The following is a 12,201-nucleotide window of genomic DNA, read 5'->3' on the forward strand; positions in this document are numbered from 1 at the left end:
GTGCGTAATTACCAGCTGGCTTTCGTCAGACCCGGAATTTCGCCCTTGAAGGCGATCTCACGGATCTTGTTACGCGCCAGGCCAAACTTGCGGAACGTACCGCGGGGACGACCGGTGATCGCGCAGCGGTTACGCTGGCGGGTCGGGTTAGCGTTGCGCGGGAGCTTTTGCAGCTCGAGACGCGCGAGGTAACGCTCTTCTTCCGACTTTTCTTGGTCGTCAATAATGGCCTTGAGGTTTGCGCGCTTGTCGGCGTACTTCGCCACGAGCTTTGCGCGCTTCTTCTCACGTTCAATCAGAGCCAGTTTAGCCACGGTTATTCCTTAATTACGGAACGGGAACTTGAACGCGTTCAGGAGAGCCTTGGCTTCCTCGTCGTTCTTAGCCGTCGTCGTGATGCTGATGTTCAGACCACGCAGTGCGTCGATCTTGTCGTACTCGATTTCGGGGAAAATGATCTGCTCTTTCACACCGATGTTGTAGTTGCCACGACCATCGAACGAACGGCCCGACACACCACGGAAGTCACGCACACGCGGCAGTGCCACGGTCACGAAACGATCGAGAAATTCGAACATGCGCTCACCGCGCAGGGTCACCATCGCACCGATGGGGTAACCCTGACGGATCTTGAAGCCGGCGATGGCCTTCTTGGCCTTCGTCACCACGGGCTTCTGACCGGCAATCTTGGTCAGGTCGCCAACGGCCAGCTCAATGACCTTCTTGTCATTGATCGCTTCACCCAGACCCATGTTCAGGGTGATCTTGGTGAAACGCGGCACTTCCATGACCGACTTGTAGCCGAACTGCTTCATCAGCGCCGGCACAACTTGTTCTTTGTAAAACTCTTGCAGACGTGCTGTCATGCTCAACTCCTATCTGTGCCCAGAATCAAGCGGCCAGGACGGCACCGGTCGTCTTCAGCACGCGTACACGCTTGCCGTCTTCGACCTTGATACCGACACGCGACGGCTTGCCATTGGCATCCACGAGCGCAACGTTGGAAATATGCAGCGGCATCAGCTTGTCGACCACACCACCGGTGGTGCCGAGCATCGGGTTCGGGCGAGCATGCTTCTTGGCAACGTTCACGCCTTCAACCACGAGCTTGTCGCCCTGCACTGCTTGCACGAGACCGCGCTTGCCCTTGTCCTTACCGGTCAGCACGATGACTTCGTCGCCTTTGCGAATCTTGTTCATGGCGGCTCCTTACAGCACTTCCGGAGCGAGCGACACGATCTTCATGAAGCGCTCGGTACGGAGTTCACGAGTCACCGGCCCGAAGATACGGGTGCCGATCGGCTCGAGCTTGTTGTTCAGCAGGACGGCAGCATTGCCGTCGAACTTGACGAGCGAACCGTCAGCGCGACGCACGCCCTTGGCGGTGCGCACGACCACTGCGTTGTAGATGTCGCCCTTCTTCACGCGACCGCGCGGCGCTGCGTCCTTCACGGTCACCTTGATGATGTCGCCCACGCTCGCATAGCGGCGCTTGGACCCACCCAGTACCTTGATGCACAGCACTTCGCGCGCACCGGTGTTATCGGCCACTTCGAGCCGGCTTTCTGTCTGAATCATGGTGTTATCTTCCCAACTTAATCCGCCAGAACTTCGATATGAAGCCTGCCGGTCAGTCTTGGTCCCGTCGGAGCCAGGCATTGCGCCAGCACCGCTTGGGTTGATCAACTTGGAAGTCGGTAGTGCCTGCCACCCCCGTTACTGCGGGATACCAGACTCTGGCTCGCCTCGTCGGTCCGCTCGTTTGATACTGCTTAAGCGAACGCAATAAAGCGGAAGTCCAGGATTATAGCAACACAATCCTGGACTTGCAAGTCATCAATGCACTGTTGTGCTTAGATGACGCGAGCAGCTTCTACCAGCCGGGAAACAACCCAGGACTTGGTCCGCGACAGCGGACGGGTTTCCTGGATCTCGACCTTGTCGCCTTCCTTGTACTGGTTGGCTTCGTCGTGTGCGTGGTACTTCTTCGAACGCAGCACGTACTTGCCGTACAGAGGATGCTTGACGCGGTTTTCAATCAGGACCGTCACGGTCTTGTCCATCTTGTCGCTCACGACACGGCCCACGAGGGTCCGGCGAAGCGACGCTTCAGTCTTCGCAGCTTCAGTCATTTCGCGTCCGCCTTCTCGTTCAGCACGGTTTGCACACGCGCGATGTCCTTGCGCACCTTCTTCAGCTGGCTGGTGTTCTGCAGCTGTTGGGTGGCCTTTTGCATGCGCAGGCTAAATTGAGCCTTCAGCAGCTCGGAGAGCTCCTGATTCAGGCCAGCGGCGTCCTTGCCGCGCAGTTCGGATGCTTTCATCCCAATCTCTCCTTACGTACCGACCTGACGCACCACGAAATTCGTGGCGATCGGCAGCTTGGCGGCCGCGAGGCGGAACGCCTCACGCGCCAGCTCTTCGCTCACGCCATCCATTTCGTACAGCATCTTGCCCGGCTGGATTTCAGCCACGTAGTATTCCGGATTGCCCTTACCGTTACCCATACGGACTTCGGCAGGCTTCTTCGAAATCGGCTTGTCCGGGAAAATCCGGATCCAGATGCGGCCGCCACGCTTGATGTGACGGGTCATCGCACGACGTGCCGACTCGATCTGACGAGCGGTCAGACGGCCACGGCCCATTGCCTTCAGGCCGAATTCGCCAAAAGACACGGCGTTGCCACGGGTAGCCTTACCCGTGTTGCGGCCCTTCTGCTCCTTGCGATACTTCCTACGCTTGGGTTGCAGCATTGTTATTCTCCACTCTTCGCGTCTGCACCAGGCGCAGCACGACGACCAGCACCGGCACCACCGCGGCGGTTACCCGACGGACGGCCTTCGCCTTCACGGCGGCGGCCTTCCGGGCGACCCGGACGACGACGACGGTCTTCTTGCGGCTCTTCCACCACGGGCGCGTCATTGCGGCCCAGGTGATCACCCTTGTAGACCCACACCTTGACACCGATGATGCCGTAGGTGGTTTCGGCTTCGGAGAAGCCGTAGTCGATGTCGGCACGCAGGGTGTGCAGGGGCACACGGCCTTCGCGGTACCACTCGGTACGTGCGATTTCGATACCGTTCAGACGACCCGAGCTCATGATCTTGATGCCTTGGGCACCCAGACGCATGGCGTTCTGCATCGCGCGCTTCATGGCGCGACGGAACATGATGCGGCGCTCGAGCTGTTGCGTGATCGAATCGGCGATCAGCTGCGCATCGGTTTCCGGCTTGCGGATTTCTTCGATGTTCACGTGCACGGGCACACCCATGCGACGTTGCAGTTCGGCCTTCAGCAGTTCGATGTCCTCACCCTTCTTGCCGATCACCACGCCCGGACGCGAGCTATAAATGGTGATACGTGCATTGCGGGCAGGGCGCTCGATCACGACGCGGCCAACCGATGCGTTCTTGAGCTTCTTCTTCAGGAACTCGCGAACTTCGATGTCTTCTTTCAGCATGCCGGCGAACTTCGTGTTGTTGGCGTACCAACGCGAAGCCCAGTTACGGCTGACGGCCAGACGGAAGCCAGTCGGATGAATCTTCTGTCCCATCGTGACTCCTTAGTTGCCGAGCGTCACAGTGATGTGACAGGTTTGTTTCTCGATGCGGTTGCCGCGGCCCTTCGCCCGTGCGGTGAAGCGCTTGAGCGAGGTTGCCTTGTCGACGAAGATGGCCTTGACCTTCAGTTCGTCGATGTCGGCACCTTCGTTGTGCTCGGCGTTGGCGATGGCCGATTCGACCACCTTCTTCACGATCCCGGCAGCCTTTTTCGGGCTGAATGCCAGGACGTTGAGCGCGCGCTCGATCGGCAGACCGCGGATCTGGTCAGCGACCAGACGCGTCTTCTGGGCGGAGATACGGGCACCGCGATGAATCGCTTTCACTTCCATGATGGCACCTTACCTCTTCGCTTTCTTGTCAGCCGCATGGCCCTTGAACGTGCGAGTGATCGCAAATTCGCCGAGCTTGTGGCCAACCATGTTTTCCGTCACGTACACCGGCACGTGTTGACGGCCGTTGTGCACGGCGATCGTCAGGCCGATGAAATCAGGCATGATCGTCGAACGACGCGACCATGTCTTGATGGGCTTCTTGTCCTTGCCGGCTACGGCCGTTTCCACCTTCTTCAGCAGGTGGTCGTCGCAGAACGGACCCTTTTTTGCGGAACGAGTCATATCTTTAGCTCCTACCTACCGATTAGCGCTTGTGGCGGCGCTGGACGATCATGCTGTCCGTGCGCTTGTTGCTGCGAGTACGGTAACCCTTGGCCGGGGTACCCCACGGCGACACCGGATCACGACCAGCAGCAGTCTTGCCTTCACCACCACCGTGCGGGTGGTCCACCGGGTTCATCACCACACCGCGAACGGTCGGGCGAATACCGCGCCAGCGAGTTGCACCGGCCTTGCCGATAACGCGCAGGCTGTGCTCTTCGTTGCCCACTTCACCGATGGTGGCGCGGCATTCGATATGCACGCGACGCACTTCACCGGAGCGCAGACGAACCTGGGCGTACAGGCCTTCACGGGCCAGCAGCACGGCGGAACCGCCAGCAGCACGCGCGATTTGCGCGCCCTTGCCCGGCAGCATTTCCACGTTGTTGATCGTGGTACCCACCGGGATGTTGCGGATCGGCAGGTTGTTACCGGCCTTGATCGGCGCTTCCGAGCCGTTCATCAGGGCCTGGCCAGCTACCATGCCCTTGGTGGCGATGATGTAGCGGCGCTCGCCGTCGGCGAACAGCACCAGCGCGATGTTTGCGCTGCGGTTCGGATCGTATTCCAGGCGCTCGACCTTGGCGGCGATGCCGTCCTTGTCGTTACGCTTGAAGTCGACCACGCGGTAGTGGTGCTTATGACCACCGCCCTTGTGACGGGTGGTGATGTGACCATTGTTGTTACGACCCGACTTCTGGAATTGCTTTTCCAGCAGCGGAGCGTGCGGGGCACCCTTGTGCAGGTCGCGGTTAACGACCTTCACCATCGAGCGACGGCCCGGGGAAGTCGGCTTGGTCTTGACGAGTGCCATGATTACTTGGCCTCCGCTTCAAAATTGATTTCCTGACCCGGCTTCAGCGACACGTAAGCTTTCTTTACGTGGTTGCGACGGCCCATGAAGCGGCCAAAGCGCTTTTGCTTGCCCTTCTGGTTCAGGATCTGAACGGACTGCACCTCGACCTTGAACAGCAGTTCAACTGCGGCCTTCACTTCTGCCTTGTTGGCATCGCGAGCCACTTCGAACACAACCTGTTCGTTCTTGTCGGCGACCAGGGTTGCCTTTTCGGAAACCACCGGCGCGAGCAGCACCTGCATCAAACGATGATCGTTCTTGGCTACTTGCGTCATTTCAGCAACTCCTCGATCTGCGCGACAGCTGCCTTCGTCACGAGCACCTTCTTGTAGTGCACGAGCGACAGGGGATCAGCGTGGCGCGGCTCCACGACTGCCACGTTGGGCAGGTTGCGCGAAGCCAGGTAGAGGTTTTCGTCGAGGCTGTCGGTGATGATCAGCACCGAGTCCAGGCCCATGGCCTTGAACTTGTCGGCCAAGAGCTTGGTCTTGGGCGCGTCGACAGCGAAACCGTCCACGACGTTGATACGACCTTCACGTGCGAGCTGCGAGTAAATCGAGCGCATACCGGCACGGAACATCTTCTTGTTGACCTTCTGGCTGAAGTTCTCTTCCGGCGAATTCGGGAAGATACGGCCACCGCCACGCCACAGAGGCGAGGACGACATACCGGCACGAGCGCGGCCCGTACCCTTCTGGCGCCACGGCTTCTTGGTCGTGTGCTTGACTTCTTCGCGGTCCTTCTGCTTACGGTTACCGCTACGGGCGTTCGCCTGATATGCAACAACGATCTGGTGAACCAGTGCTTCGTTGTAGTCACGGCCGAACACTTCGGGCGACGCGTTCACGCCGGCGCCGATTTGACCGTTGTCCTGGAGGAGCTTGAGTTCCATTACATACGCTCCTTAAGCTTTGGCCTTGACGGCCGGGGTCACGATGACCTTGCCGCCCTTGGAACCGGGGATGGCGCCCTTGACCAGCAGCAGCTTGCGCTCTGCGTCGATCTTGGCGATCTCGAGGTTTTGAACGGTACGGGTAACGTCACCGAGGTGACCCGTCATGCGCTTACCAGGGAACACGCGACCCGGATCCTGCGCCATACCGATGGAACCCGGCACGTTGTGCGAACGCGAGTTACCGTGGGTGGCACGACCCGATGCGAAGTGGTAGCGCTTGATGGTACCGGCGTAGCCCTTACCGATGCTCACGCCCTGCACGTCGATCTTCTGGCCAACCTGGAACAGGTCGACAGACAGCGAACCGCCAGCTTGCAGTTCGGCAGCCTTGGCTGCATCGATGCGGAATTCTTTGATGACTTCACCAGCTTCCACACCGGCTTTGGCGAGATGACCCGCCAGCGGCTTGGTAACGCGGCTTGCGCGGCGGCTGCCGAAGGTGACTTGAACCGCGGTATAACCGTCGGTCTCGTCCGTCTTGATTTGCGTCACGCGGTTGTCGCCGACCTCGACCACGGTAACGGGAATCGAATCACCGTCGTCCGTGAAAATACGGGTCATGCCAACCTTGCGACCTACAAGGCCAAGGCTCATGGTTTGCTCCATTCCCAGCTGCGATTGGCCGGGGCTGATTGATACACGAAAACTGTGCGATTTGCGGGTTGCGCGAAAAGGATTGCGCATGACCAAAACGGTCCCCACTACCCATACAAATGGGTAGCCTTACACTATATCGCAGTAATTTTGAAAGGACAAGCAGTGCCGCGCTTTTTGTAGCAGCGACAGCTGTTGGGCATGAAATCGAAGCCCGATACGGCACATTGCATGCCGATCATGTGGTTTTCCGGAGAAATCGAACTGCGAATGCTGCCCGGAAAACAAGAACGGCGAACTTGCGTCCGCCGTTTCCTGCTGCATCAGGCCGGGATCCCGGCCCGAAACATACTTACACCTTGATCTCGACGTCGACGCCTGCCGGCAGGTCGAGCTTCATCAGCGCATCAACGGTCTTGTCCGTCGGGTCGACGATATCCATCAGACGTTGGTGCGTGCGGATCTCGAACTGATCGCGGCTGGTCTTGTTGACGTGCGGCGAACGCAGGATGTCGAAGCGCTGGATGCGGGTCGGCAGGGGCACCGGGCCCTTGACGATCGCGCCGGTACGCTTGGCGGTATCCACGATTTCGGCGGCCGACTGGTCGATCAGGCGATAGTCGAAAGCCTTCAGGCGGATACGGATCTTCTGGTTCTGCATGATTGTTCCTTAAAAGAGCGATGGGCAACGCGCCCGGATTATAGGGGACATGCCAGGGGCATGTCCCAGGAAGTTTGCTTAGTCGAGGATCTTTGCCACAACGCCGGCGCCGACGGTACGGCCACCTTCGCGGATTGCGAAGCGCAGGCCTTCTTCCATGGCGATCGGGGCGATCAGCTTGACGGTGATCGACACGTTGTCACCCGGCATGACCATTTCCTTGTCCTTCGGCAGCTCGATCGAGCCAGTCACGTCGGTCGTACGGAAGTAGAACTGCGGGCGGTAGTTGTTGAAGAACGGCGTGTGACGACCACCTTCGTCCTTCGACAGAATGTACACCTCACCGGTGAAGTGGGTGTGCGGCTTGATCGAGCCCGGCTTGCACAGGACTTGACCACGCTCGACGTCTTCGCGCTTCGTGCCGCGCAGCAGCAGACCCACGTTGTCGCCTGCCTGACCCTGGTCCAGCAGCTTGCGGAACATTTCCACGCCGGTGCAGGTCGTCTTGACCGTCGGGCGGATACCCACGATTTCGATTTCCTCACCAACCTTCACCACACCGCGCTCGATACGGCCGGTCACCACGGTACCGCGGCCCGAGATCGAGAACACGTCTTCCACCGGCATCAGGAACGTACCGTCCACAGCGCGCTCCGGCGTCGGGATGTACGTGTCCAGCGCGTCGGCCAGGGCCATGATCGCCACTTCGCCCAGTTCGCCCTTGTCGCCTTCCAGCGCCAGCTTGGCCGAACCCTTCACGATCGGCGTGTCGTCGCCCGGGAAGTCGTACTTGCTCAGCAGCTCGCGCACTTCCATTTCCACCAGCTCGAGCAGCTCGGCGTCGTCCACCATGTCGCACTTGTTCAGGAACACGATGATGTACGGCACGCCAACCTGGCGGGCCAGCAGGATGTGCTCACGCGTTTGCGGCATCGGGCCGTCAGCGGCCGAGCAAACCAGGATTGCGCCGTCCATCTGCGCAGCGCCCGTGATCATGTTCTTCACATAGTCAGCGTGGCCCGGGCAGTCAACGTGGGCGTAGTGGCGGTTCGCCGTTTCGTATTCCACGTGCGCGGTGTTGATCGTGATGCCGCGTGCCTTCTCTTCCGGCGCTGCGTCGATCTCGTCGTACTTCTTGGCGGCGCCACCGAACTTTGCAGCCAGCACCGTGGCAATCGCTGCCGTCAGCGTCGTCTTGCCGTGGTCAACGTGACCAATCGTACCAACGTTCACGTGCGGCTTGGTCCGCTCGAACTTTTCCTTTGCCATGTTTCAGCTCCTAATGGAATACAGTCAGATTCAATTCTTCATGCTGCCACGCCGGGTAAGGCGTGGCAGCAAAGCTTTTATTACTTGCCCTTGGCGGTCATCACGGCTTCGGCGATGTTCTTCGGCGCCTCTGCGTAGTGCTTGAATTCCATGGTGTACGTGGCGCGGCCTTGCGTGGCCGAGCGCAGCGACGTGGAATAACCGAACATTTCCGACAGCGGGACTTCGGCCTTGATGATCTTGCCGCCGCCAACCATGTCGTCCATGCCCTGCACGATGCCGCGGCGGGACGACAAGTCGCCCATCACGGTACCCGTGTAGTCTTCCGGCGTTTCCACTTCCACGGCCATCATCGGCTCGAGCAGAACCGGGCTGGCCTTGCGCATGGCTTCCTTGAAAGCCATCGAGCCGGCCATGCGGAACGCGTTTTCGTTCGAGTCCACGTCGTGGTACGAACCAAACGTCAGCGTGACCTTCACGTCCACCACCGGGAAGCCCGCCAGGATACCGGCCGGCAGCGTGTCGACGATACCCTTCTCGACCGCCGGGATGTATTCGCGAGGAATCACACCGCCCTTGATGGCGTCGATGAACTCGAAGCCCTTGCCCGGCTCTTGCGGTTCCAGCGTGATCACGGCGTGACCGTACTGGCCGCGGCCGCCCGACTGCTTGACGAACTTGCCTTCGACGTCTTCGGCCTTCTTGCGAATGGTTTCGCGGTAAGCCACCTGCGGTGCGCCGATGTTGGCTTCCACGCCGAATTCGCGCTTCATGCGGTCGACCAGAATTTCGAGGTGGAGCTCGCCCATGCCCGAAATGATGGTCTGGCCCGATTCTTCATCGGTACGCACGCGGAACGACGGATCTTCAGCGGCCAGGCGGTTCAGGGCGATGCCCATCTTTTCCTGGTCAGCCTTGGTCTTCGGCTCAACAGCCTGCGAGATCACCGGCTCCGGGAAGATCATGCGCTCGAGCACGATCGGTGCAGCCGGATCGCACAGCGTATCGCCCGTGGTGGCATCCTTCAGGCCCACCGCGGCGGCGATGTCGCCTGCCAGCACTTCCTTGATTTCTTCGCGCTGGTTGGCGTGCATCTGCAGAATACGGCCCAGACGCTCCTTCTTCTGCTTCACCGGGTTGTACACGGTGTCGCCCGAATTGATCTTGCCCGAGTACACGCGGAAGAAGATCAGCTGACCAACGAACGGGTCGGTCATGATCTTGAACGCCAGCGCCGAGAACTTCTCGTTGTCGTCAGCCTTGCGCACGAGCTTCTTCTCGTCGTCGTTTTCGTCCACGCCCTTGACCGGCGGAATGTCGACCGGCGACGGCAGGAAGTCGATCACGGCGTCGAGCATACGCTGCACGCCCTTGTTCTTGAACGCGGTGCCGCACAGCATCGGCTGGATTTCGCCGGCGATGGTACGGTCACGCAGCGCCTTGACGATCTCGGCGCGGGTCAGCTCTTCGCCGCCCAGGTACTTTTCCATCAGCTCTTCGCTGGCTTCGGCGGCGGACTCGACCATCTTCTCGCGCCATTCGTCAGCGGTGTCTTTCAGTTCGGCCGGGATGTCCTGGTACTCGAACTTCACGCCCTGGCTGGCTTCGTCCCAAATGATCGCCTTCATTTCCAGCAGATCGACGACGCCCTGGAAGCCGTCTTCAGCGCCGATCGGCACCACGACGGGCACCGGGTTGGCCTTCAGGCGGGTCTTCAGCTGGTCGTAGACCTTGAAGAAGTTGGCGCCGGTACGGTCCATCTTGTTCACGAAGGCCAGACGCGGCACACCGTACTTGTTGGCCTGACGCCACACGGTTTCCGACTGCGGCTGCACGCCACCCACTGCGCAGTAGACCATGCAGGCGCCGTCCAGCACGCGCATGGAACGCTCCACCTCGATGGTGAAGTCCACGTGGCCCGGGGTGTCGATGATGTTGAAGCGGTGCTCGGGGTAGTTGCCGCCCATGCCCTTCCAGAAGGCGGTGGTAGCAGCGGAGGTAATCGTGATGCCACGCTCCTGCTCCTGCTCCATCCAGTCCATGGTGGCCGCGCCATCATGCACTTCACCGATCTTGTGGTTCACACCGGTGTAGAACAGGATCCGCTCGGTCGTGGTGGTTTTACCCGCGTCAATGTGAGCCGAAATACCGATGTTACGGTAGCGCTCAATGGGAGTCTTACGAGCCACTTTAATCCTCTATTCGTCCGTGAGGCGCAGACATCTCATGGTCTGCGCCCTTAACACAAACGGGCGAGATGTGTGAAAACACAACCCGCCCGGCAACCAACAGCGTTTTTCGCGCGCCTTAGAAGCGGAAGTGCGAGAACGCCTTGTTGGCTTCGGCCATGCGGTGCACTTCGTCGCGCTTCTTCATTGCGCCACCGCGGCCTTCTGAAGCTTCCAGCAGCTCACCTGCCAGGCGCAGCGCCATCGACTTCTCGCTGCGTTTCTTCGCGGCCTCACGCAGCCAACGCATCGCCAATGCCAAACGACGCGACGGACGGACTTCGACCGGAACCTGATAGTTGGCGCCGCCCACGCGACGGCTCTTCACTTCCACCACCGGCTTCACGTTGTTGATGGCAACGGAGAACACTTCGATGGGGGCCTTGCCTGCCTTCTTTTCGATCTGGTCGAATGCACCGTACACGATACGTTCGGCAACCGACTTCTTGCCGTCCAGCATCAGCACGTTCATGAACTTGGCAACTTCAACGTTACCGAACTTCGGATCAGGCAAAACATCCCGCTTGGGGACTTCACGACGACGTGGCATCTTCTTTCCTTTAGATTCAGTTGAGAGGCGGGTCAATATTTCCGCGTCTCCGGCCACCAACTAGCTTGCCGACTCTTGGGCAAATTCGCCGGGTGACCACTTACTCGACGGCACGGCGCACAAAAAACGCTCCGTTTTACCGCCGCCTGGTGACAGCTCCATGACTTGCGCCACAGCTGTCGGATATTGCTTTGCGTAGAAGCTTAGGCAGCCTTCGGACGCTTCGCACCGTACTTCGAACGGGCCTGCTTGCGGTCCTTCACGCCTTGCAGATCCAGCGAACCACGGACGATGTGGTAACGCACACCCGGCAGATCCTTCACACGGCCGCCGCGAATCAGCACGACCGAGTGTTCCTGCAGGTTGTGGCCTTCACCGCCGATGTACGAAATGACTTCGAAACCGTTGGTCAGGCGCACCTTTGCGACCTTACGCAGTGCCGAGTTCGGCTTCTTCGGCGTCGTGGTGTACACGCGGGTGCACACGCCGCGACGCTGCGGGCAGTTCTCAAGCGCCGGGCTCTTGCTCTTGATGACTTCAGAGACGCGCGGCTTGCGAACCAGTTGGTTGATAGTTGGCATTGTTCAATCCAGCTTGGTTTTACAAAAAACACCCCTTCGCCAATGTCTGGCCAAGAGGCAACTACGGGTTTTGGACGGGAAAGGTGAGCGAACGCTCTGAAGGAAGGGCTGTGAAGTGACAGACTTGCCAAAGAGCGCGAGCTCGCCCGGATCCCGCTGTCGCCTTGCCCGGTTGCGCACATGAAGGCACATATCAGACGGACGAGCGAAATCCAAAGCCAAAAACTCGAATCTGGCACTCTAGCAGTCACCTTGACAACGGTCAAGGGGTATACGCGACGTATACGCATGG

The 12,201-nt window shown here is 59.6% G+C and carries 19 protein-coding genes; all 19 read right to left on the reverse strand.

Going from position 1 to position 12,201, the window contains the following annotated elements; genetic code table 11:
- Nucleotides 1-8: 8 nt before the first annotated feature.
- Nucleotides 9-314, reverse strand: coding sequence for a 30S ribosomal protein S14 (rpsN, locus tag ACO550_RS35545; RefSeq protein WP_008642942.1), 306 nt, complete (start codon nt 312-314; stop codon nt 9-11).
- Between the two features lie 9 nt (nt 315-323).
- Nucleotides 324-866 carry a 50S ribosomal protein L5 gene (gene rplE, locus ACO550_RS35550; RefSeq protein ID WP_019451027.1) on the reverse strand — a complete coding sequence of 181 codons (543 nt, stop codon included), beginning with the start codon at nt 864-866 and terminating at the stop codon, nt 324-326.
- A 25-nt stretch (nt 867-891) separates the two neighbouring features.
- Entirely contained in the window at nt 892-1,200 is a 309-nt protein-coding gene (gene rplX / locus ACO550_RS35555; protein ID WP_315598147.1) for a 50S ribosomal protein L24, read from the reverse strand.
- A 9-nt stretch (nt 1,201-1,209) separates the two neighbouring features.
- Entirely contained in the window at nt 1,210-1,578 is a 369-nt protein-coding gene (gene rplN / locus ACO550_RS35560; protein ID WP_006576237.1) for a 50S ribosomal protein L14, read from the reverse strand.
- A 275-nt stretch (nt 1,579-1,853) separates the two neighbouring features.
- Nucleotides 1,854-2,132 carry a 30S ribosomal protein S17 gene (rpsQ, locus tag ACO550_RS35565; RefSeq protein WP_315598148.1) on the reverse strand — a complete coding sequence of 93 codons (279 nt, stop codon included), beginning with the start codon at nt 2,130-2,132 and terminating at the stop codon, nt 1,854-1,856.
- Nucleotides 2,129-2,323, reverse strand: coding sequence for a 50S ribosomal protein L29 (gene rpmC / locus ACO550_RS35570; protein WP_137925260.1), 195 nt, complete (start codon nt 2,321-2,323; stop codon nt 2,129-2,131). Before rpmC ends, rpsQ begins: the two co-directional genes overlap by 4 nt.
- 12 nt (nt 2,324-2,335) lie before the next feature.
- The gene (gene rplP / locus ACO550_RS35575; protein WP_006576240.1) at nt 2,336-2,752 is read right to left on the reverse strand and encodes a 50S ribosomal protein L16; all 417 of its coding nucleotides are present in this window, start codon (nt 2,750-2,752) and stop codon (nt 2,336-2,338) included.
- A gap of 2 nt (nt 2,753-2,754) precedes the next feature.
- Nucleotides 2,755-3,552 carry a 30S ribosomal protein S3 gene (rpsC, locus tag ACO550_RS35580; RefSeq protein ID WP_066731250.1) on the reverse strand — a complete coding sequence of 266 codons (798 nt, stop codon included), beginning with the start codon at nt 3,550-3,552 and terminating at the stop codon, nt 2,755-2,757.
- A gap of 9 nt (nt 3,553-3,561) precedes the next feature.
- Nucleotides 3,562-3,891 (reverse strand): 50S ribosomal protein L22, encoded by a 330-nt coding sequence (gene rplV, locus ACO550_RS35585; protein ID WP_315598149.1) that lies wholly within the window; start codon nt 3,889-3,891, stop codon nt 3,562-3,564.
- Between the two features lie 9 nt (nt 3,892-3,900).
- Nucleotides 3,901-4,176 carry a 30S ribosomal protein S19 gene (gene rpsS / locus ACO550_RS35590; protein WP_092602200.1) on the reverse strand — a complete coding sequence of 92 codons (276 nt, stop codon included), beginning with the start codon at nt 4,174-4,176 and terminating at the stop codon, nt 3,901-3,903.
- A gap of 22 nt (nt 4,177-4,198) precedes the next feature.
- Nucleotides 4,199-5,029 (reverse strand): 50S ribosomal protein L2, encoded by an 831-nt coding sequence (gene rplB / locus ACO550_RS35595; RefSeq protein WP_315598150.1) that lies wholly within the window; start codon nt 5,027-5,029, stop codon nt 4,199-4,201.
- A gap of 2 nt (nt 5,030-5,031) precedes the next feature.
- A complete protein-coding gene (gene rplW / locus ACO550_RS35600) occupies nt 5,032-5,346 on the reverse strand; it encodes a 50S ribosomal protein L23 (RefSeq protein ID WP_006576245.1) in 315 nt (104 codons plus the stop codon).
- The gene (rplD, locus tag ACO550_RS35605; RefSeq protein ID WP_315598151.1) at nt 5,343-5,963 is read right to left on the reverse strand and encodes a 50S ribosomal protein L4; all 621 of its coding nucleotides are present in this window, start codon (nt 5,961-5,963) and stop codon (nt 5,343-5,345) included. Before rplD ends, rplW begins: the two co-directional genes overlap by 4 nt.
- Nucleotides 5,964-5,975: 12 nt before the next feature.
- Nucleotides 5,976-6,620: a 50S ribosomal protein L3 gene (gene rplC, locus ACO550_RS35610; protein WP_315598152.1), complete on the reverse strand. Its 645-nt coding sequence runs from the start codon at nt 6,618-6,620 to the stop codon at nt 5,976-5,978.
- 352 nt (nt 6,621-6,972) lie between these two features.
- Nucleotides 6,973-7,281 carry a 30S ribosomal protein S10 gene (rpsJ, locus tag ACO550_RS35615; RefSeq protein ID WP_006160488.1) on the reverse strand — a complete coding sequence of 103 codons (309 nt, stop codon included), beginning with the start codon at nt 7,279-7,281 and terminating at the stop codon, nt 6,973-6,975.
- Nucleotides 7,282-7,359: 78 nt separating this feature from the next.
- Nucleotides 7,360-8,550: an elongation factor Tu gene (tuf, locus tag ACO550_RS35620; RefSeq protein WP_485995116.1), complete on the reverse strand. Its 1,191-nt coding sequence runs from the start codon at nt 8,548-8,550 to the stop codon at nt 7,360-7,362.
- Nucleotides 8,551-8,630: 80 nt separating this feature from the next.
- A complete protein-coding gene (fusA, locus tag ACO550_RS35625) occupies nt 8,631-10,739 on the reverse strand; it encodes an elongation factor G (RefSeq protein ID WP_315598585.1) in 2,109 nt (702 codons plus the stop codon).
- Nucleotides 10,740-10,857: 118 nt separating this feature from the next.
- Nucleotides 10,858-11,328 (reverse strand): 30S ribosomal protein S7, encoded by a 471-nt coding sequence (gene rpsG, locus ACO550_RS35630; RefSeq protein WP_010810459.1) that lies wholly within the window; start codon nt 11,326-11,328, stop codon nt 10,858-10,860.
- A gap of 203 nt (nt 11,329-11,531) precedes the next feature.
- The gene (gene rpsL, locus ACO550_RS35635; RefSeq protein WP_006576501.1) at nt 11,532-11,909 is read right to left on the reverse strand and encodes a 30S ribosomal protein S12; all 378 of its coding nucleotides are present in this window, start codon (nt 11,907-11,909) and stop codon (nt 11,532-11,534) included.
- Nucleotides 11,910-12,201: the final 292 nt, after the last annotated feature.

Source organism: Cupriavidus sp. (assembly GCF_057315035.1).